15 protein-coding genes and 7 tRNA genes are annotated in these 21,085 nt (G+C 42.4%); 17 read left to right on the forward strand and 5 right to left on the reverse strand.

The features are described 5' to 3' along the window. Positions 1 to 983: 983 nt before the first annotated feature. The 16 genes from SVI_RS11060 to gloA all read left to right on the forward strand — a co-directional run bounded on the left by SVI_RS11060 (position 984) and on the right by gloA (position 11,707). Positions 984 to 1,059 (forward strand) — tRNA-Asn (locus SVI_RS11060). A gap of 46 nt (positions 1,060 to 1,105) precedes the next feature. After that, a tRNA-Asn gene (locus SVI_RS11065) sits at positions 1,106 to 1,181 on the forward strand. A gap of 35 nt (positions 1,182 to 1,216) precedes the next feature. Continuing rightward, positions 1,217 to 1,292: transfer RNA gene (locus tag SVI_RS11070), tRNA-Asn, on the forward strand. 28 nt (positions 1,293 to 1,320) lie between these two features. Beyond that, positions 1,321 to 1,396, forward strand: a tRNA-Asn gene (locus SVI_RS11075). Positions 1,397 to 1,432: 36 nt separating this feature from the next. Continuing rightward, positions 1,433 to 1,508: transfer RNA gene (locus SVI_RS11080), tRNA-Asn, on the forward strand. 37 nt (positions 1,509 to 1,545) lie between these two features. Then, positions 1,546 to 1,621, forward strand: a tRNA-Asn gene (locus SVI_RS11085). A gap of 32 nt (positions 1,622 to 1,653) precedes the next feature. Next, a tRNA-Asn gene (locus SVI_RS11090) sits at positions 1,654 to 1,729 on the forward strand. A 114-nt stretch (positions 1,730 to 1,843) separates the two neighbouring features. Beyond that, positions 1,844 to 3,748: an EAL domain-containing protein gene (locus tag SVI_RS11095; RefSeq protein ID WP_013051609.1), complete on the forward strand. Its 1,905-nt coding sequence runs from the start codon at positions 1,844 to 1,846 to the stop codon at positions 3,746 to 3,748. A 112-nt stretch (positions 3,749 to 3,860) separates the two neighbouring features. Next, positions 3,861 to 4,439, forward strand: coding sequence for an electron transport complex subunit RsxA (gene rsxA / locus SVI_RS11100; RefSeq protein WP_013051610.1), 579 nt, complete (start codon positions 3,861 to 3,863; stop codon positions 4,437 to 4,439). Between the two features lie 2 nt (positions 4,440 to 4,441). Continuing rightward, positions 4,442 to 5,011, forward strand: a complete 570-nt coding sequence (rsxB, locus tag SVI_RS11105) for an electron transport complex subunit RsxB (RefSeq protein ID WP_013051611.1) — start codon at positions 4,442 to 4,444, stop codon at positions 5,009 to 5,011. After that, positions 5,005 to 7,749, forward strand: coding sequence for an electron transport complex subunit RsxC (rsxC, locus tag SVI_RS11110; protein ID WP_013051612.1), 2,745 nt, complete (start codon positions 5,005 to 5,007; stop codon positions 7,747 to 7,749). Before rsxB ends, rsxC begins: the two co-directional genes overlap by 7 nt. A 3-nt stretch (positions 7,750 to 7,752) precedes the next feature. Continuing rightward, a complete protein-coding gene (rsxD, locus tag SVI_RS11115; RefSeq protein ID WP_013051613.1) occupies positions 7,753 to 8,805 on the forward strand; it encodes an electron transport complex subunit RsxD in 1,053 nt (350 codons plus the stop codon). A 15-nt stretch (positions 8,806 to 8,820) separates the two neighbouring features. Beyond that, positions 8,821 to 9,459 (forward strand): electron transport complex subunit RsxG, encoded by a 639-nt coding sequence (gene rsxG / locus SVI_RS11120; RefSeq protein WP_013051614.1) that lies wholly within the window; start codon positions 8,821 to 8,823, stop codon positions 9,457 to 9,459. Continuing rightward, entirely contained in the window at positions 9,456 to 10,226 is a 771-nt protein-coding gene (locus SVI_RS11125) for an electron transport complex subunit E (RefSeq protein ID WP_013051615.1), read from the forward strand. The genes rsxG and SVI_RS11125 overlap by 4 nt, the downstream gene beginning before the upstream one ends. Before the next feature lie 33 nt (positions 10,227 to 10,259). Continuing rightward, entirely contained in the window at positions 10,260 to 10,901 is a 642-nt protein-coding gene (gene nth / locus SVI_RS11130) for an endonuclease III (RefSeq protein ID WP_013051616.1), read from the forward strand. Positions 10,902 to 11,296: 395 nt separating this feature from the next. After that, positions 11,297 to 11,707, forward strand: coding sequence for a lactoylglutathione lyase (gloA, locus tag SVI_RS11135; RefSeq protein ID WP_013051618.1), 411 nt, complete (start codon positions 11,297 to 11,299; stop codon positions 11,705 to 11,707). A 61-nt stretch (positions 11,708 to 11,768) separates the two neighbouring features. Here gloA and SVI_RS11140 read toward each other — a convergent pair whose 3' ends face one another. The 5 genes from SVI_RS11140 to SVI_RS11160 all read right to left on the reverse strand — a co-directional run bounded on the left by SVI_RS11140 (position 11,769) and on the right by SVI_RS11160 (position 20,021). After that, positions 11,769 to 14,360 carry a TonB-dependent receptor gene (locus SVI_RS11140; RefSeq protein WP_013051619.1) on the reverse strand — a complete coding sequence of 864 codons (2,592 nt, stop codon included), beginning with the start codon at positions 14,358 to 14,360 and terminating at the stop codon, positions 11,769 to 11,771. Between the two features lie 691 nt (positions 14,361 to 15,051). Continuing rightward, positions 15,052 to 15,471, reverse strand: coding sequence for a hypothetical protein (locus tag SVI_RS11145; protein ID WP_041419887.1), 420 nt, complete (start codon positions 15,469 to 15,471; stop codon positions 15,052 to 15,054). A gap of 103 nt (positions 15,472 to 15,574) precedes the next feature. Beyond that, the gene (locus tag SVI_RS11150) at positions 15,575 to 18,535 is read right to left on the reverse strand and encodes a carboxypeptidase regulatory-like domain-containing protein (RefSeq protein ID WP_157608689.1); all 2,961 of its coding nucleotides are present in this window, start codon (positions 18,533 to 18,535) and stop codon (positions 15,575 to 15,577) included. A gap of 78 nt (positions 18,536 to 18,613) precedes the next feature. Continuing rightward, positions 18,614 to 19,414, reverse strand: a complete 801-nt coding sequence (locus SVI_RS11155; protein WP_013051622.1) for a fimbrial biogenesis chaperone — start codon at positions 19,412 to 19,414, stop codon at positions 18,614 to 18,616. 139 nt (positions 19,415 to 19,553) lie between these two features. Further along, positions 19,554 to 20,021 (reverse strand): VCBS domain-containing protein, encoded by a 468-nt coding sequence (locus tag SVI_RS11160; RefSeq protein WP_013051623.1) that lies wholly within the window; start codon positions 20,019 to 20,021, stop codon positions 19,554 to 19,556. A gap of 530 nt (positions 20,022 to 20,551) precedes the next feature. Between SVI_RS11160 and SVI_RS11165 the strand changes: the two genes are divergently transcribed. Next, complete coding sequence (locus tag SVI_RS11165) at positions 20,552 to 21,076, forward strand: hypothetical protein (RefSeq protein WP_157608690.1); 525 nt, start codon at positions 20,552 to 20,554, stop codon at positions 21,074 to 21,076. Positions 21,077 to 21,085 lie beyond the last annotated feature (9 nt).

Genomic DNA, 21,085 nt, shown 5'->3' on the forward strand with positions numbered 1-21,085 from the left:
TATTTTAAACCAATTAAGGGACTCGTGTGAATAAAGATGAGATATATTTATTTCAGTCGAAATAAATTGGAACAATAATGAGATAACGGACACTTTAATCCCCAGAGACTCATTATTTGCACTAAAGCATTAGCAGAAAATAATGACATTTCCATTTATTTTTTATGAAATTTTAAAACATACATTAAAAACAGTAGAAAAGATTAATACTTAAGCGAGTTTTTAATCAAACTGCCGAATTAATTCACAACAGAATCTGTCCTTGTACTTACATTTTAGCTAGGGTGCACCCCGGCCTACTAATAAATACTTGCAATTACTATGAGTATGTTTTGAAAGGAGTTTATTCAAGGGTTATTTTTTTGACGATTTTAAGTTCAACCCGCTATTCATCAGGCTTTGAAACACATTTCAATAGTTAACCCACAGGCTTATCCACAGATTTAGTGGATAACTCAACCCAGCCCATACCCTGCGGGGGTTTAACAGATTTTGATGAAAGCGACTTTTAAAAGGCTTTTGATGTAATTTTGCTACATATGTAAGTCAGTATCATATACCAAGACTATTATCTGAATATTAATCTGAGCTCGATGACACTATTGTCTGCTTTTATCATAAGAGAAGATAACTCCTTATCCGAACTCTTTCACTCCCCACCTCTAACATTGTCTCAACTTATAAAAATCAGCTACAGATTCATTCTTATTGGCAGGTTAAAGAGCTAATGAGTAAATTCAGGCCATTTATTTGGCCTAAAACAAATTAATAACTCAGTAAAAACATGGAACCTAACATTAAACCGTTTTTTGTCAGTTTAAAAATCGTTCATCCAAGCAGCAATATGAGCAATTCCACGTCAGGACGAACATTAGATGAGCACTTAACAGCATAATTACACTTTTTTTTCTTCTCTGAGTTGACTCATCAGCAAGAGCGATTTAATATGCGCTCCGTCTTCAACGACGAGTAGCTTTAACGTTTCCCCTGTAGTTCAGTTGGTAGAACGGCGGACTGTTAATCCGTATGTCACTGGTTCGAGTCCAGTCCGGGGAGCCAAAGTTATTTAAATTGAAGACAATCAGAAAGTTTCTGGTTAAAATATTCCCCTGTAGTTCAGTTGGTAGAACGGCGGACTGTTAATCCGTATGTCACTGGTTCGAGTCCAGTCCGGGGAGCCATTTTAATAGAACACTGATTTGAATGAAAACGCGATTCCCCTGTAGTTCAGTTGGTAGAACGGCGGACTGTTAATCCGTATGTCACTGGTTCGAGTCCAGTCCGGGGAGCCATTCATTCAAGAAAATTATTTAAAGCGATTCCCCTGTAGTTCAGTTGGTAGAACGGCGGACTGTTAATCCGTATGTCACTGGTTCGAGTCCAGTCCGGGGAGCCATTTAAATTAAGTTATAAGTACCATGTTTAAAGCGATTCCCCTGTAGTTCAGTTGGTAGAACGGCGGACTGTTAATCCGTATGTCACTGGTTCGAGTCCAGTCCGGGGAGCCATTTAAATTAAGTAGTTTAGTTCCAAGATTAAAGCGATTCCCCTGTAGTTCAGTTGGTAGAACGGCGGACTGTTAATCCGTATGTCACTGGTTCGAGTCCAGTCCGGGGAGCCATTTTAAGCGTAATATGTAAAAAGAAAAACGATTCCCCTGTAGTTCAGTTGGTAGAACGGCGGACTGTTAATCCGTATGTCACTGGTTCGAGTCCAGTCCGGGGAGCCATCTTTTTCACCCTTTCTTAACAAGCCCTTTCTATTTATACTCATTTAAGTTTAGAATAACGTTCAGAATTTACTAGAATAATACATGTATTCTATCTTGGCGAACGGAACTCCTATGAGCTTATCTAGACTCTTTCATGCCTTTTTATTATTCCTCTTTGCAGGTATCACAAGCCTTGTCTATCTAGACAGCAATCACTCTCTTCAAGTAAAATCACAACAAAGACTCGCAAATTATCAGGCTGTTTTCGCCAACACCACATTTTCAGAAAACAACGGCAAAACCCTGTTAGCTCAATTAAATAAGCATATCTCATTTCAGTTTTTTCAATACATTCATAAAGAAGATAGCAAGTACAATTTGACTCAAGGCTCACTTTTTCCGGAAGAACAAGGTTTTCTGACTCGTCTCTTTCCTATAGATCTTCCCGATACACGTGATGTCAGTAGCGGACGCTTACAAGTTAAAGTTTATGCAGACGATTTAATAAAGCAAACAACACACAGGTTTATACAAATCTTGTCAGTTTTATGGCTGAGTTATCTCTTAATTGCCTTCTTCTACCTGCTGGTTATGAGCAGGTTTAAAAAGTCCATCAATTATGCCGCCAACTACATAGACAATTTATCTAACCAGTCATACGATGCATTAGCATCATCAAAGCTATCCTTTGAGCTTCATCCCTTAGCTCAAGCCCTAGGAAACTGTAAACTACAACTTAAACATCGCTCAGATGAATTAGCGAAAGAAAATGAAAAATTAAAGCGAGTTGCTTTTGAAGATGCTATAACGGGATTTGAAACCAGAGTTAAATTCACCCAGAAGCTCGAATCCTTCACCACCTTAGGCAAAGAGCAGATTGGCCTCTTAGCGATGATCAAAGCCAGTGAGCTTGGGCAAATAAACCAAAACCATGGCCGCTCCGCCGGTGATGATTATCTGGCTGAAGTTGCTGATTGCATAAGGAAAGCCATTCATAAATATCCAAATTCACAATGCTATAGGATCTCGACTGCCGATTTTGCCGTTTTCATTCCCGATCTTATTCTCAAAGATGGCATTCCATTTCTAGAAAATTTGAAGTCTTTATTTGACCAATACCAGCAAACGTTAGAAACCGATTCCATTGCACATATTGGCCTCATCCCTTATCAGCATGATAGTGAGCCTATGAACTTACTCACCTTAGGTGATACAGCCGTCAGCATCGCACAAACCTTAGGCCCTAACTGTTTTCATATGCAAGATAAGCTTAATGGCGATGAAGTCTACGGTGATACTCGCTGGAAACTTGCTATCGAAGATTTGATAAAGAGACGTGCAATCAAATTTTATCAGCAACCCATACTCCCCTGTCGAACCGAAGTGAAAGTCTATAGAGAGCTATTTTCTCGTTTTTATAATAGTGAAGGCAAATTCTTACCTACCTCAACCGTTATTGCCATGGCTGAACGTCATGGCATGATTTTAGAGTTAGATAAATTGATTGTGATGAACACACTAAAAATCTTGATGGATACCCCGTCACTTGAAGGGGCGTATGGGATAAACATAAGCTCATCATCCATAATGCAAGACTCATTCGTTGCCTGGTTAAAAGATCAACTGGTAATGAAACGTCATATCGCAGCAAGACTCGTTTTTGAAACCAATGAAGCTGGGATGCAATCTAACTTAGCCGCCAGTTACAAATTTGTTCAAGTCATGCACAGTGTCGGTGCTCGAGTGTCAGTTGAACACTTTGGTATGGGCTTCACTTCATTTAAGTTCTTCAGAGAAGTGCGGCCAGACTTCATCAAACTCGACGGGAGTTATACAGAATCCATCGAGAAAGATACCAACAATATGTTTTTTATTAAGATGATAGTAGATATCTCCCGTAGGCTGGGTATTCGGGTCATCGCCACCAGTGTAGAGCGACAAGAAGAGAAACTCACCCTTGAAAAAATGCTGATCGATGGCTTACAAGGATATTACATCGCCCAACCCCAAGCCATACAGTTGTTGGGGTCTAATTAATCGGTTTTTAAAAATATAACTAAATTATTTAAAACCTTGTATTCTATGTGTTGTTTCTGGCACAGGAAAAGCCGATAATAGCACTAATAATTATTCCCAAAAATGAAATGAGATGAGTGAGTATCTCCTATTATTGATCGGCACAGTCCTGGTCAATAATTTTGTATTAGTAAAATTTCTTGGCCTTTGCCCTTTCATGGGGGTATCCAGCAAACTTGAATCTGCCATAGGCATGTCAATGGCGACAACATTCGTGCTGACATTAGCCTCGGTATTAAGTTACCTGGTCAATCAATACCTGCTACTGCCATTTGACCTAAATTACCTTAGAACCATGAGTTTCATCTTGGTTATCGCCGTAGTGGTGCAATTTACTGAAATGCTGGTGCAAAAAACCAGTGCATCCCTCTATCGGGCACTCGGGATCTACCTGCCACTTATTACGACAAACTGTGCCGTATTAGGTGTAGCTCTGCTCAACATCAATGAAAAACATAATTTTCTCCAATCTGCTGTATATGGTTTTGGTGCCGCTGTCGGTTTTTCTCTCGTGCTCATCCTATTCTCAGCCATGCGCGAGCGTCTCGCTGCTGCGGATGTTCCTTTGCCCTTTCGAGGCGGAGCCATTGCTATGATAACCGCGGGCTTGATGTCACTGGCATTTATGGGATTCACGGGGTTAGTTAAATAGTCATGTCTGGAATATTTATCGCAATAATCTTGCTGACGGTCCTCGCACTCTTTTTTGGTCTCTTACTGGGTTTCGCAGCAGAGAAATTTAAAGTTGAAGGCGATCCTCTGGTGGATCAACTCGAAGCTCTACTGCCTCAAACGCAATGTGGCCAGTGCGGTTACCCAGGTTGTCGTCCCTATGCAGAAGCCATAGCCAATGGAGACAAGATCAATAAGTGTCCTCCCGGCGGCACCGCCACCATGGAAAAGCTAGCGGATATGGCTGGGGTTGATCCCGAACCTTTGACCGCGACCGAAGAAGTGCAGGTAAAGAAAGTCGCCTACATACGTGAAGACGAATGCATAGGCTGTACTAAGTGTATTCAGGCCTGTCCTGTTGATGCCATCTTAGGCGCCGGTAAGTTAATGCATACCGTCATTACTGATTACTGTACGGGTTGCGACCTATGTGTCGAGCCCTGCCCTGTCGATTGCATCGACATGCTACCTGTGACACAAAATATCAAAAACTGGGATTGGAAGTTAAACGCTATCCCAGTAAGAACCATAGATGAGGATGTGAAGTGCTAACTTTATTCGAACAAATTGATAAAGGGACACTTTGGCGGTCAACCGGCGGAATTCATCCTCCAGAGAGAAAAACCCTCTCTAACAGATCACCGATCAAGACCTTGCCCCTAGCAGATGAGTATGTAGTCCCACTGCCTCAGATTGGTGAGTCTGCAGTATTAATCGTAAAACAAGGTGATTATGTCGCTAAAGGTGCCGTTCTCACCAAGGGCACTCATTTTGGCCATCTACCGGCCCACGCTCCGACCTCGGGTCATGTATCGCGTATTGAACAGCGCCCAGGTAACCATGCTTCAGGATTAGAAGTAATGAGCTGCGTCATTAAAGCCGATGGACTCGATACTCAAGATGGGAATATTCATAAGGCACTCTCTGCGGATGAAGTTGGCCAGTTAACCGATAAGCAACTGCTGACTAAAATACAACAAGCGGGTATTGCGGGCTTAGGCGGCGCAGCTTTTCCGACACATATTAAACTCAGCCCAGCCAGTGATATTGAGTTAGTCATCATCAATGGCATTGAATGTGAGCCCTACATTACATCCGATGACATGATCATGCGTGAGAAAAGTGATGAGATCCTCAATGGCATCGCCATCATTCATAAATTATTGACTCCCAAACGTCTCATTATCGCCATTGAAGACAATAAGCCACAAGCTATAGAAGAGATGCAGCACGCGTTGAATCGAAGCTCTCTGCCGAAAGATGGCGTCAGGATCACAAGTATCCCGACACTTTATCCATCTGGAGGTGAAAAACAACTTATTCAGATTTTGACGGGGCAAGAAGTCCCATCGGGATCCATACCAGCTCAACTTGGCATAGTGGTGCAGAATGTTGCAACAGCTTATGCCATCAATGAGGCCGTTCTGCGTAATTACCCTCTGATTGAGCGTGTTGTTACGGTCACTGGTGAGAACACCCAGCTGCCTGGTAATTATTGGATCCCAATCGGTACCCCAATATCTCATGTCTTGAGCCAAACTCAATTCATAGGCAACGAACATGATAAGGTGATCATAGGTGGACCTATGATGGGTTATGCCTTACATAACGATAATGCCCCGACACTGAAAGGTTCTAATTGTGTGCTCTTGCCAGCCAGCGACGAATTAGCACCAGAGCAGAAAGAGATCCCCTGTGTACGTTGTGGCGAATGTGCTCAGGTATGTCCGGCCCAGCTCCTCCCTCAGCAGTTATTCTGGCATGCAAAGGCTCAAGAATACGATAAAGCCACTAGCTTTAACTTAGCTGACTGCATCGAATGTGGTTGCTGTACTTATGTCTGTCCCAGTGAAATTCCTCTCGTAGAATATTATCGTATCGCTAAGTCTGCGATAAAAGCCGAAGCCGAAGAGAAGAAACAGGCAGAACTGGCTAAACAAAGATTCGATCTTCGTACTCAACGTCTCGAAGATGAAAAACGGGCACGAGAAGAGAAGCAAAAAACATCAGCTGCAAGGCGCAAGGCAAGCATGTCCACATCGGATAAAGATGCTGTCGCTCTTGCAATGGCAAAAATTAAAGCTAAGAAAGAAGCTGCTTCTGCAGCAGCGGCTCAATCTCAAGCGACTGACTCGTCAAGTACTGGAACAGATGCAGATACTAAGAGTCAGAGTAAACGCACAGACATTTCCGCCGCTGTGGCCCGCGCCAAAGCCAAGAAGGCTGCACAGAAAGCCGCTGCTACCGACAAGGCAATACCTACTCCAGGTTCAATCCCGGAGTCAACAGCACCGGCTGACGACAGGAAAGCTAAAATTGCTGCAGCTGTGGCGCGTGCTAAAGCGAAGAAAGCAGGTTTAAAACAAGGTTCTGCTGATGGTATTGGCTCAGATGAGTCGGATACAAGTACAGTCAAATCACCACCAATAGCTGATGAAGTCGACAACAGTGCAATAAGTGCCCCTGTCGATGACAAGAAAGCCAGAATTGCAGCAGCTGTGGCCCGTGCAAAAGCGAAGAAAGCGGCCTTGAAACAAAAAGATGATGCGGATACAAGTACAGTCAAGACACCATCAATCGCTGATGAAGTCGACATCAGTACAGTCAATGCACCGTTAATCGATGATAAGAAAGCGAGAATTGCCGCTACTATCGCTAAAGCCAAGGCGAAGAAGGCTGCGGCTCAGCTAAGCCTTGATAAAGCCGACACAAGTACAGTCAAGGCACCGTCAATCGCTGATGAAGTCGATACAAGTACAGTCAATGCACCGTTAATCGATGATAAGAAAGCCAGAATTGCCGCCACTATCGCTAAAGCCAAGGCGAAGAAGGCTGCGGCTCAGCTAAGCCTTGATAAAGCCGACACAAGTACAGTCAAGGCACCGTCAATCGCTGATGAAGTCGATATTAGTACAGTCAAATCACCAGCAATCGATGATAAGAAAGCCAGAATTGCTGCCACTATCGCTAAAGCCAAAGCGAAGAAAATTGCAGCTCAGTTAAGCCTTGATAAAGCCGATACAAGTACAGTCAAGGCACCGTCAATCGCTGATGAAGTCGATATTAGTACAGTCAAATCACCACCGTTAATCGATGATAAGAAAGCCAGAATTGCTGCCACTATCGCTAAAGCCAAGGCGAAGAAAATTGCAGCTCAGCAAGATGCTGATCAAGTCACTGCACCTATCGACGATAAGAAAGCCAGAATAGCAGCCGCTGTTGCCAAGGCTAAAGCCAAAAAAGCGGCCCTTAATACCGGCGGCACCAAAACAGAAGATGATAAGGATTAATTAATGGCATTTAAGATTGCCTCTTCGCCTCACTTGAGTCGTCGATTCCAGACCAGCACCTTGATGCAAAGAGTGCTACTGTGTGCCTTACCTGGCGTAGCAGTACAATGCTATTTTTTCGGCTGGGGCACCATAATTCAGCTATTTATTGCCATCTCTGTCGCGCTATTTTGTGAGGCTAGCGTGTTAAGGTTAAGGAAGAGACCCGTATTAGCCACGCTAAAGGACAACAGTGCCTTACTGACCGCCCTTTTTATCGGTATTGCAGTTCCTCCGCTTGCGCCTTGGTGGTTAACCTTCATGGGCGCTATGTTTGCGATCATCATAGTTAAACATCTCTATGGTGGACTGGGGCACAACATATTTAACCCAGCGATGGCGGCGTACGTCATGCTACTGATCTCTTTTCCCGTTCAGATGACGACTTGGGTAGCTCCGAATGTCATAGCAAGCCAGCCTCTGGATATATTAGCCAGTTTACATATGGTATTTATCGGCGCAAGCCAAGTGGAAATAAGTGCCTACAAGATGGGCTTCGATGGCATGACTATGGCCACCCCTCTGGATACCTTGAAAACAGATCTCGCGATGGGATTAACCAGTACAGAAAGTTTCACTAAATCTATTTTTAGTGATGGCTATGGTGTCGGTTGGTTTTGGGTCAATATGGCTTATCTCGCCGGTGGGCTTGCCATGATAAAGATGAAATTGATCCGCTGGCATATCAGTGTAGGACTCTTAGGAGCACTCTACATCTGTTCAAGCATAGGGTTTCTTCTCAATCCTGATACCCATGCAGGCCCCCTATTCCACCTGTTTTCTGGTGCAAGCATGTTGGCTGCATTTTTCATTGCTACCGATCCCGTCACCGCAGCAACCAGCGTCAGGGGAAGACTCTTGTTCGGCGCCTTAATCGGTGTCTTAGTCTATATCATACGCACTTATGGCGGTTATCCAGATGCTTATGCCTTTGCCATTTTACTCGCCAACCTGTGTGCACCTTTCATCGATCACTATATGAAGCCCAGAACTTATGGTCACAGATCAAGAAGCTAATACAGAGAATTACATATGAAGACATCAATTTTAAAAAACGGCTTTTTGCTGGGACTATTCGCTCTGTTATGCACAGCTTTTGTGGCCGTAGTTAACTATGGGACTGCCGATAAAATTAAACAGCAACAACAGCTAGAATTAAAACGTACGCTGCATCAACTCATACCAGACAGTATGCATGACAATGAACTGGCCGAGTACTGCATCTTGATCCACAATGAGGAGGCTTTAGGCATAGATATACCTCTGCCTTCATATATCGCCACGCAAGAGTCGGTCCCTGTAGCCATCGCCATAGAAGCTGTTGCTCCAGATGGCTACAATGGCGATATTAAATTGATCATCGGCATCGACAGTAGCGGTAAGGTCCTCGGGGTACGAACACTTTCCCATACCGAGACGCCTGGGCTAGGTGATAAAATAGACCTGAGAAAATCTGATTGGGTACTCAGCTTCAATCAAAAGAGACTAGATTCTGACACTGATAAACATTGGAATGTTAAAAAAGACGGCGGCGATTTCGACCAATTTACCGGCGCAACAATAACCCCTAGGGCCTATGTGAAAGCCGTACGTAAGGCACTGATATATTTTAATGAAAATAGTGAGAGCTTACTTAAACGTCCTGCAAACTGTGAGGTTGATTACCGATGAATGGATCGAATGTCGATACATCAAATGAGCCCGTAGTCGATATAACCACGGATTCAAAAACCAGTGCCCTAAGTGCATATAAAGAGATTGCAGCTCAGGGTCTATGGAAGAACAATCCAGGCCTAGTACAACTCTTAGGTCTGTGCCCATTATTAGCGGTAACAGCCACCTTAACGAATGCCTTAGGCTTAGGTTTGGCAACCATGTTGGTGTTGATTTGCTCTAATATTTTAGTCTCTTTGGTGAAAGACTTTGTACCAAAAGAGATCCGAATTCCTGTGTTTGTAATGATCATAGCGGCCTTGGTCACGAGTGTGCAGCTACTCATCAACGCTTACGCTTATGGACTCTATTTGTCTCTGGGGATCTTCCTTCCCTTGATTGTGACTAACTGCGTCATTATCGGCCGTGCCGAAGCATTTGCATCACGAAATTCTGTGGCAAAATCAGCCTTCGATGGTTTTATGATGAGCTTCGGCTTCTTAATCGTCTTAGCCATACTCGGTGCCTGCAGAGAGATCTTGGGACAAGGGACCTTATTCGATGGTGCCGATCTGTTACTGGGTGATTGGGCAGCGGGACTCACGGTCCATCTCTGGCATTTTGAAACGAGTTTCCTCTTGGCTATGCTCCCACCTGGCGCCTTTATCGGTATGGGTTTTTTGATCGCTCTTAAGAATGTTATCGATAAAAAAATCGCAGACAAGCAGCCTGAAGTTACAGTGGAAGTACCAGTGAAACGAGCCAGAATTACTAAAGTAAGCTAATGCTGTCAGTGACACATAATAATAAGAACATATATGAATAAAGATAAACGTCAGCGGATATTAGAGATCCTCAGAGAGAACAATCCCCATCCAGAGACTGAGCTGAATTTCTCCAGCCCATTTGAATTACTGGTTGCGGTTACCCTTTCAGCCCAAGCTACCGATGTCAGCGTCAACAAGGCAACCGATAAATTATTTCCGGTAGCCAACACCCCTGAAGCCATCTATGCCTTAGGGGTAGATGGCCTGAAAACCTTCATTAAGACCATAGGTTTATATAATAATAAAGCCATCAATGTCATTAAAGCCTGTGGGATCTTAGTCGAGAAATATCAAGGTCAAGTTCCTGAAGACCGAGAGGCCTTGGAGTCTCTACCCGGAGTGGGACGCAAAACGGCTAACGTGGTGCTCAATACCGCTTTTGGCTGGCCTACTATCGCCATAGACACCCATATATTCAGAGTCGCGAACAGAACCAAGTTTGCCATGGGAAAAAATGTCGATCAGGTAGAGCAAAAGATGTTAAAGGTCGTCCCGGCAGAGTTTATGGTGGATGTTCACCACTGGTTTATTCTTCACGGCAGGTACACTTGTATAGCAAGAAAACCACGATGTGGCAGTTGCTTGATAGAAGATTTATGTGAATTTAAAGAGAAGATTTATCCAGAGGATTGATCAGCTTAGCGATTTCGACTAAGTCTGTGGTGCAAATACTGAAAAAGCCGCAATGCGGCTTTTTCATACTAATAGGTATAATTAACACTTAAGAATAAGCGTTAAACCATCCTAATAAAGAAGATAGATTAAATACGCCGATAACTGCACTCAAACCAAATGCCATTTTTAATTCAGTATTCATTCACTTTCCTATTCAGTGTCAATATAGTTCATTACTACTTGGCTCATTATCTTAAGAAATGACTGAAATTCACATCACGAGAGCATCAAAGTGTGATCTGCACCTAGGTTAATTTGCTTTAGACGTAATCAGATCAATCTGTCGAAGATCTCAGATTCAATGATTATAAGAACGCTAATAATTCTAATTATTAAAAACTACCGAGGTTACAATGTCTCAATTTTTACACACCATGATCCGTGTGGTCAATTTAGAAAAAAGTATTCACTTCTACACTCAAGTTATGGGTATGAAGCTGCTGCGAAAGTCTGAAAATACCGAATATCGATATACCCTCGCCTTCGTTGGTTTCTCTGAAGAATCGACAGGTGCAGGCGTCATAGAGCTAACCCATAATTGGGATACCGATAGCTATGAGATGGGTAATGCCTTTGGTCACTTAGCCATAGGCGAAGAAGATATCTATGGACGTTGCAAGGCGATAGAAGCTGCAGGCGGAAAAATTGTTCGTGCCCCAGGCCCTGTGGCTGGCGGAACCACAGAAATTGCTTTTGTAGAAGACCCTGATGGCTACAAGATTGAACTCATCCAGATGAGCTCGGCATCTAAAGGCTTAGGTTAATTAACAGTGTGACAAGCAAAAAAAGCGCCCACAGGCGCTTTTTTGATTTAAACCACAGAGATTAGAACTTCACCGTCACACCAGCATAGTATTGACGACCCACGGTGTCATAAACTTCTGGTACCGTTCCACCGTCACTGCCGTTAGAAACCCTTGATGGCTCTTCGTCAGTCAAGTTCTTAACACCAGCGCTTACCATCCAAGTATCATTGATGAAGTAACTGGTTGAAACATTGTGATAAAGAATTGAATCAACTTTAGTACCCGCGCCTAAATCATCCATCTCACCGATATAACGGTTGAAGTACATGACATTCCAATCATCTTGGCCAGCTTTGATGCTGAAGTTGTTACGTACTTGAGCGTATGCACCGAAGTTACCATCTATGGTGTTGGTATAATCAACACCATCTTGCTCAAAATTGAGCAAGTAAGTGGTGTCATTGCTAACTGTCCAATCTAAGCTTAACGCCTCAAAGCTATACGCTAAGTTAAAATCGATACCGCTAGTATCTTGGTAACCTACGTTAGTCAGTGTGTTGGTTAGGTTATCTAAATCACCGTTAGGTCCAATATTGAAGGCTTCACATGCTGCTTGGTCACCCGCATAACAGTTATTTAGACCATTTTGAGTATCCATACGGGCAATCGCGTTGGTGACTTTAAAGCGCCAGTAATCAAGTGTAAGAGACATTCCATCAACATAGCTGGGTGAATACACTAAGCCAGCAGTGTAAGACTCAGACTCTTCAGGTTTAAGATCTTCATCTGAAGTACGAATAACTAAGATCTGTGGGTCTTGCTCATTAGCCCAAGGATCAACTAGGTAATCGAATGAACCTGAGTTTCCACCGTATAGCTCGCTTACGCTAGGAGCACGGAAGCCTGTTGCTGCAACGGTACGCAACATCAAGTCATCTGTCGCCGCGTATGTTAAACCAATCTTCCATGTAGATGCGTTACCGAATGTTGAATAATCATCGAAACGCAGTGCGAATTCACCGGTTAGCTTGTCAGTAAATGGCACACTAACTTCCTGGAACACAGAAATTACGCTGTAGTTACCATCGGTAGGATCTTGCTGGGCTGCAGTACTCTCACCGGCGACAACGATTGGGTCAGGATTATAGTAACCACTTTCATAGCGGTATTCTGCACCAATAGCATATGCTACAGCACCTGCATCAAGGTCAAATAACTCACCTGTGAGTCCAGCAGATATCACATGTTGCTCATTACCACCATCGGCTTCTTCAGTGTAACCGACACTATCGAGCAAGGCTTGATCTGTCATCGGCTGACCTGTAAACCAAGCATCTTGATCTGCATAGATTGCATCTGTCATGATTGATGCATTGATCGAGTTTTCTACCGCGGTTTCAGCCTTGTTTTTACCGTAAGTATAAGAAACATCCCAGTCCATACCGGTATTAACATCAATTGAACCAGCTAGACCAGCAGAGACGCGTAATGTATCAGTGTCCTGAGTATAAATACGAGGACCGACATCAGTCATACGTTTTCTGTAGTTAATTTGGCCTTTGTCATTTGGCGTGATCCCTGCATCTATCATATCTTGGTCGAGTTCTACACATCCTGCAGGATCATCACCGGCTTCACAAACATCTAGGTCCAGGTTAGCAGGCTGAGGGGCCATCTGCTGGTGTGACTTACGTTTGGTATAAAGAATATCACCGGTTAGCACCATATCGCTGCCAAGCTCTTGAGTCATGTTAGCGAACAAGCTGTAGCGCTTACTTGGCGTCTGATAGAAACTGTCTTGGGTATAATCGTAACCTTGCTCTTGTGGGACCCAAGTTCCACCATTATTATTTTTAACTTCCTGTACAGGTTTTCCGTTCTCTCCTATGATAACGTTTCCATTTTCATCAAACTTATTACCAACAATACCGCCATTGGGAGTAAATGAGCTAGCACCTGGATCTGTCCAATCACGATCAGACTGAACAACGCCACGACGCTCAGAGTAAGCAGCACCGAATGTGTAGTTACCTGTATCAGTATTAAAGCCATAAAGCGCACTGATTTCGCCGTTTTCACCGTCGCTCTTATCAGTCATTCCGCCAGTAACATCAATCTGGAAACCTTCGAAATCTTTCTTGGTGATGATGTTAACTACACCGGCGATGGCATCTGAGCCATATACTGCCGATGCGCCATCTTTTAGAATTTCTACACGTGCAATCATAGCGATTGGAATGGAGTTAAGATCAACAGCACTATCAGCCCCAGAGCCTGAATTCACCATGCGGCGACCATTTAGTAATACTAGAGTACGTTGTGAGCCCATACCACGAAGATCAACCTGAGCAACACCGTCTGAGCCATTGTTGGTGCTTGAACCAACAGCAGCACCAGCCATTGAAGTCTGTGCTTGTAGCAGTTGGTCTACAGAAGTGAAACCCTCTGCTTTAATTGTTGCCGCGTCGATAACGGTAACCGGTGAAGCCGTTTCCATATCCTGACGTTGAATGCGGGATCCTGTGACTGAGATGCGCTCTACATTAGCTGTTTCATCTTGTGCAAATGCTGTATTTGATACTGTAAATGCACTAGTTGAAACCGATACCATTAATCCAAGTTTGATTGCTTGTGACAACTTACTGCTCGAATGCAACGATGTTCTTATCATAAACCACTCCCTTACTGAGTTTTGTTTTTTTCGTTATTTTTATTTTCGTTAATCATCATTTTATTTATCAATAATGTACATAACTGTTAATTGATATTGATAATGTTGGAAATGAAAATATAGTGTCACGATAATTCAGTCAACCTTCATTTTATTTAACCATAGATAACCAACCGTTAATGAAATGATAATGAACAGTGAGTAATTCGAGGGGTTGATAAATAAGGTATACAGAAAAATGTTACGAGACAGGATTTAAATTCAGTTAATACTAACTAAGCAGTGATTCAAGCCAGCAATCAGTTAACAGTTACGCAACCGACATAACAAGCGAAAGTGTGACGCAGGTCACACTCAATGTGAAGTTAAACTTATATAGAATGGCATACTGTAGTTTTATTGACTAAGTTCAATTCTAATAGTATTAGATTAGCAATTGAGATTATGACTAATAATCGTAAATCCACTTACATTTAAATAAGTATCAACATAATTTCAAGATACACCTCGATACAAATAAACATAGTTACTGGCCATTATCGCGACCGCGCAACACAACTATTAAATAACACTCACACTTGTAACAGAGTTGTATTTAACGTTTCAGCTAAACATTAATAATAATAGACGTCATTGAGATGAGTTAATGAGGGAAATAAGTTAACACTGTATTAATTTTCAATTATGTTAACTATTGATAGTTCACTTCGACCATATAACTAATGGTATATAGACTCAGTCCTAGAGTTTTTTGAAGAGTTAACTCCCCACCTATGGATATATCTAAAAAACCATTTTGAACAAGATACACATCGGATTGAGTACCATTGGCGAGTATTGGAATGAAACTCATGCCTTCTGCCATCACGCTTGATACTTGTATTATTACGCTCTCTCCAGCCTCTGCAGTTATTCGGATCACGCCAGTGTCCCATTCTGACTCCACACAAGCAGCGCCCGTTCTTAGATTAGCAGCCACTTTACATCGCGCCGAAACTAGGTTAGCAATATCGCCAAAATTAATGGTTTGAGTTTCGGTGATCTGCAGTGGCACAACAAGATTAAAGCTTGCCTGACCAATGATTGATGCGAGAATAAAACTTGTTAACATAGAAAACCAGTAAGGATATGTCTGATTTCATTATAGGAAGTAAATGTTTTTGCTGCCGAAAAAAGCCGTATAAACCATCTTATTCAATCAAATACCTAGATGCTTAATCTAGGGTGATCTTCTCTAACTCCACATAATCACCGGGTTTTAGAACCAGCTCGGCTCTTAGCTTGTCTTCGATAAATATTTTATATCGACCAGGTATCACACGGTCAAATATGAAAACACCATCATATTCTACTCTCGTCTTGTATTCGCGATTCAGTGCTTGGTTTCTTAGTATGACTAACATCCCCGTCGCCGATGCGAGTTTGCCACCAATTAGGCTCATCACATGACCTTCGAGTTCTGCAGTGTATAAAACAGGATATAAGATGTCTTGAATATTTCCAGGATGCGGGTTCACAGTGATGGCTATCGCCGAGGGCACAAGGAAAGGATCTGGAAGACTCGACTCCTTGAGTAACAGACGCTGAGGTCTGGTCGTTTGAAGATGGGTTATCAGCAGCTCACCATTTTTATCTGTCATATTCTCTGACTGACTATGGCCTGAAAAGCTTAAACCACTTATGGCTAATTCGTTATCATTGAACACACCGTCAGCATTATCATCCTGAAATGCGATAATTTTAACGGCGCCAGTATTGAGATGACTGACTCTGTCTAGCAGCCATAGGTTCGTTTCCGGCTGCCATAGAAGTGAAGTATTCCACTTTAGTTGTGCAAACCAGTCGCCATCTGAATAATTATCTACCACAAAACGCAATGCACTATGATCAAACAGATAGGAAATGGAGTTACGAACACTGAGAGGATCATCATTTTGCGGGTGATACTTCAATTCTACCTGATAATTAAGCCTTTCACTTATGGATGAATTAGCATTAACCGCCCACTGACTCACCTCGAGTTCAGGTGTAATGGCTAGGTCAAGATAGCTTCTTAAATACCAATTCTGCATTCGTCCCGATGCCGCGACTCGGTTGTAAATCCTATTTTCATTGGCAGAAGATTGCCATCTGAGATCATTGCTGTATGAGATCCTATGATAATGTCCTGAGAGCCTAGTATTGAATTGTAGGAAATCTCTGGTTAACCTATGATCTTTCCAGTTACCTGAAAACGACCAGCTTAAGTCCATGGTGTCAAAGCTGCCGCTTAAATTCAGTTTCGCTTGCTGATTAACCCTATCATCTGGATTTCCCCAACTGACAAAGTCATCGAAGAGCTCCCAATCGGCTAACCAGTCAATATCTCCACCACTTCCCTGCACTATGACTCCGGTGGCAAAGCCATCACCAGTATCGGCATAATTAACCTGAACAAGATTGGTTTCACCTAAAAGGTTAATACTGATCTTAGGGATAGTTAACCAGGTATCTTCTGCAATCTCCTGTCTAACAATGGATACTCCTGTTGTAAGGTTATCAGTCACAGCCCAATTGGCATTTAAATAATGTTGCTGCAGATCATCTTGATCTCTCACCATGGACCCGTAACTAACGCCCAGGCTGCCCTTTTCTAGTACTGAATTATCCAACATCTTGCTAAAAGATTCGCTTCTGGTCTCACCATTCGGACCGAAGAAACGTAACTGATATTGATTGAGCCCCATATAGTAAGGCACCTGAGTAAATCTATAACGGGCATCGGAACCGACTCTTTGAATTGAGACCAAACTATTATTGCGGTAAAGTTCTACATCCCAACCAGGCTCAACCTCACCGTCCACTGTGATAAAACGAAAATCCTCGGTTACCCCTTCACCCGCAGTCACTCTAATGCCGACGCCTTCACTTGAATCAGATATCAGCGGCATTGAATGGGACTCTACGCTACCAATACGGTAATGTTTAACCCAAGTATCCACTAACGTCTTCTCTACATAGGCATTAACCACTTCATTAGTTTCAGTCCAAGAATAACCTAGATAAACATTATGCCCTGCTATATCGGTTCTAGCTTGAATAAACCCTTCTACTTGTGATTTTTTAATATCGAGTTTCTTTTGGGAAACAATCCCGAGGTCTAAACTCATGGCAAGATCCCCTATCAAGGCATCTTCTCTTTCGATCTCTTTAATCATTAACTTATTACTGTTATTTTGCTGTGCAGTAAAAAGCTCATACCTTCTTTTTCTTGCCTGTATCAGAGAAAGCGGGACCGACAACGATTCAGCGATAGAGAAACGTTGTCTTGAGGGCTCAAATATTATCTCTAAGCCAAACATCTGCGCTATCACTCTACTCTCTATATAGAGATCCCACTCATCATAGAATACTTTGGTTTCACCTGAGCTGCAGTCATCCCCATAGCCCCAAAACATCATTAAGTTATTGCTGACATCGATTGTTTTTTCAGGAGAGATATACCAACCGCTGATGCTTCTTGTGTCGGCATCGAATTGAATAGGCAGCATGAGCAATTCGGCTAGAAGTTGGATAGGAAGGTACTGTTTGCCCTCTTCTTGATAAGCAAACAACTCGTCGCTCATGATCAACTTGCCATATTTAAGCTGACTGATAATAAACAGGTCCTGAGCGGCTGCTATCTCTTGGTAGGAAACTGACAGAGGCTGACCACAAGCTAGCGTACCGGCCTTGGTCGATTGCACTGGTATTTGTACCTGCTCTAGCGGCCCATTTTTATCAGAGATAAGACTTGTCTGAGCCTGCTTCGAGCTTACAATAACTTCTCCCTGAATGACTCTCGATTGAGTCGCTTGGCGGGTCTTGTTATCTTGCATCGGCTTCGAAGCTAAGGGCTGAACTAAGGACTGAACTAAGACGACCGGGATGATTTTTGCGTCCCTAACATCCCCAAGCTCATCGCTCTCGAACTCAACTTGAGTATTAAGCCCAGCATAAGCATCATCTGGCAAGTTTGCAGATAACAACTCGGTTCCAATCACATCTTGCTGGTTATTTTCTTTATAGGAGACCGTTTTTCTCCGCGTTTCATCGAAGGAAAACTTAAGACTAGATACATTTTTTGGGAGAGAATCAGGTAATAGAAACTGCAACAGAAAACCGAATAACAGTAAGATAAAAAACAAAAAAAACATAAGCCATAACAACCCATGTTTTTTCTTTTTATGCTCATTTCGGCTTGGGGAATTCATATCAAGACGTATTTATCATCACTAAATAACGATGCGTTTTTCAATGATTTTTGCATCCTTAATAGTCTTACTTTCCGTATAACGAATAATGACTTCAGTGCCCTTCTTAAGCTCTCTAGATAAGTTTACCGAAAAGCTTCTTTGATTAAGTTCTGTGTAGATGGCCGCATTCTTAGCACTGCCCACACTTTCAAGTTGAATCTTGCCATCTAAGCTCGTTTCAACAAATAACTCAATATCACCATAAGTGCTGCGTTGTCCATGACGAATGAGAGTGACATTGAGACTGGTTTGGGCATTCTCATTTGTGACTTCATCTATCGTCACCTCGCCGTTAAGCTCGCCGACTCTTAAGATGACAGGAATTGAGATCCGCATATAGGCAGTAACCGAAAGGCTAAAGGTCTCAGCCTTGTCATCACTGGATTGACTTGCAACGGCTGGTGTTAGAGGGATCTGATGAAAAACAATGTAGCTGCGATACTCAGCGGCTGGGGTGTTTTTAGGCAATCTAACCGCCATCCTGACACGAGTCCCCTGCTCAGGTTCTAGGGTCACACGCCTTGGTGAGTATCGAACAAACTTAGTTAATGTGGCTTTAGTGCCTTCAACGGTACGATAACCACCTTCAGCCAGTTGCAGCTTATCCTCGAAATAGATGTTATACCGAGCCGTACTCGAGCCCTTGTTCACCAAGGAAAATACGCTACTGCGATGACTGGCATCATCGAGTTCTGCACGAGTTGGAGAAACCAGTAGATTTGCATCTAGATTAAAACTACAAAATAAGGCTGCAAAGCAGCCTATAAAATATTTATTCATTACATCGCCCAGCTAGATTATATGAAACCACATATTGAGTGTTTCAGCTTATTCTTAGTTAGCTTACTACGAGCAAAATCTTGCCCTTACCCCTTCCCGGTAAAACATCATCAGGAGAGGTAAATAAGGGCAGTCAATCTTAGTAAATTACATCTACTGTATAGTTTAAATTATGTGACGCAGCTGTGGCAGAAGCTGACAGAATAGCAAGAGTTCCACCCACTGTCAGAGTTGCCGTGTTTGCTGCAACTGAAACTGTTGGGCTAGCAATCGTAGGCGTAAAAGTCACGCCTGGTATTGTAGTATCGGCGCCAGAAAGCGAAATATTCACCAGACCATCGGTAGCTTGAATGGTGAAAGTACCAGAAGCTGCTGCTGCACCGCCAGCGACACAGTTAGTCCCTGTGGTTGTGTTTGCATAATCCAGATCACAAGTTCCATCTTGAGAGATAGAAACATCACCAAATTGCATTGGTGTAGTTTCACTCACTGTGATTGGATAAACCAAGTTAAAATTAGCTACGCCAGTTGCTTGTTCCGCATTAGCTTGACTAGACAGTAAAAATGTTGAGGCGATCAAGGTTGAAAGGAGTATTTTCTTATTCATAGTAGCTTCCCAAAGAGTACTTTTAGTTATTTTATTCTCTTATGCGAACGAACCATCCATTTCGTTCTATTCTATCTGATTTACTTCTTCCCTGAACGGCATAAGTCGATGTTTAAAAGGCACTTTGATTAGCGCCTCATTGCTACACTAACAAAACTGAAATATTTAGCAACACTTTATTCACAAGTGTTGCATACGCACAACCTGGCCAGCTAAAAATGTAAAGCATTGAATACACGATGAAGTTTTTATTATTTTTTATATAAATCTATTGTCACAATATATATGCAAGAAAAATCATACCTAGACAAAATAATAGAAACGTCATAAATAGCACCTAAGGCATAAATGACTAGCTAACTCCACTTTTCACATATTTTACAGCTAATAGACACATAACAGCTGGCTAAAATTCATCTTTATTAATCGTCCAAAATATGACTTACTATCTGAGTACGCAGGAGTCTTCATTAATGCTTAATGAGTATATAAGCATCAAAATAATAATAATAATAATAAGAGATTCACTTATGCAGATGATTAATCCCCAGGTTCAGGCAGCAGACCCGAAGAATCTATGCTCTAGACGATTCAGATATAAGACAATGTTATTGTTTGGTTTAATGTATCCGATAGCTGGAGTTGAAGCTCAGATAACCATCACAGAAATACAGGCATTGAAGTACCCCGCAGTGATAAAAAACCTGACTGGAAATACAACTGTGGTTATTAATTGGAAGGGTCAATTAGGCAATGCTACCAATGCGACCTTATTTGATAATGATTATCATCAGGGACGTTATCTGGTGACCTCAGACACGAGTTTACCTATCACGATTGATTTTTTTCAGCTTAGCAATGAAACTAAGATAAACCTAAAAACCTTCAGACTAAGATACAAGAATAAGACCTATAAAAGCTTCCCTGTATCAGGTTTAACCAATCCTGGAGTCAACGGCGTGTATTTAGACATAGGTGCTAAGGTGGTGGCGGGGAAAAAAAGTATCGCGGGACAAAAATACCCGCAATATACCTTAACCATCGAAGAGCAATGATGGGTTTCA

Source organism: Shewanella violacea DSS12 (genome assembly GCF_000091325.1).
GTDB lineage: Bacteria > Pseudomonadota > Gammaproteobacteria > Enterobacterales > Shewanellaceae > Shewanella > Shewanella violacea.

Bases quoted from the DNA above. Each gene is read 5' to 3' on its own strand.
- SVI_RS11095 (WP_013051609.1), top strand. From the start codon at position 1,844: ATGAGCTTATCTAGACTCTTTCATGCCTTTTTATTATTCCTCTTTGCA.
- rsxA (WP_013051610.1), top strand. From the start codon at position 3,861: ATGAGTGAGTATCTCCTATTATTGATCGGCACAGTCCTGGTCAATAAT.
- rsxB (WP_013051611.1), top strand. From the start codon at position 4,442: ATGTCTGGAATATTTATCGCAATAATCTTGCTGACGGTCCTCGCACTC.
- rsxD (WP_013051613.1), top strand. From the start codon at position 7,753: ATGGCATTTAAGATTGCCTCTTCGCCTCACTTGAGTCGTCGATTCCAG.
- rsxG (WP_013051614.1), top strand. From the start codon at position 8,821: ATGAAGACATCAATTTTAAAAAACGGCTTTTTGCTGGGACTATTCGCT.
- SVI_RS11125 (WP_013051615.1), top strand. From the start codon at position 9,456: ATGAATGGATCGAATGTCGATACATCAAATGAGCCCGTAGTCGATATA.
- nth (WP_013051616.1), top strand. From the start codon at position 10,260: ATGAATAAAGATAAACGTCAGCGGATATTAGAGATCCTCAGAGAGAAC.
- gloA (WP_013051618.1), top strand. From the start codon at position 11,297: ATGTCTCAATTTTTACACACCATGATCCGTGTGGTCAATTTAGAAAAA.
- SVI_RS11140 (WP_013051619.1), bottom strand. From the start codon at position 14,360: ATGATAAGAACATCGTTGCATTCGAGCAGTAAGTTGTCACAAGCAATC.
- SVI_RS11145 (WP_041419887.1), bottom strand. From the start codon at position 15,471: ATGTTAACAAGTTTTATTCTCGCATCAATCATTGGTCAGGCAAGCTTT.
- SVI_RS11150 (WP_157608689.1), bottom strand. From the start codon at position 18,535: ATGTTTTTTTTGTTTTTTATCTTACTGTTATTCGGTTTTCTGTTGCAG.
- SVI_RS11155 (WP_013051622.1), bottom strand. From the start codon at position 19,414: ATGAATAAATATTTTATAGGCTGCTTTGCAGCCTTATTTTGTAGTTTT.
- SVI_RS11160 (WP_013051623.1), bottom strand. From the start codon at position 20,021: ATGAATAAGAAAATACTCCTTTCAACCTTGATCGCCTCAACATTTTTA.
- SVI_RS11165 (WP_157608690.1), top strand. From the start codon at position 20,552: ATGCAGATGATTAATCCCCAGGTTCAGGCAGCAGACCCGAAGAATCTA.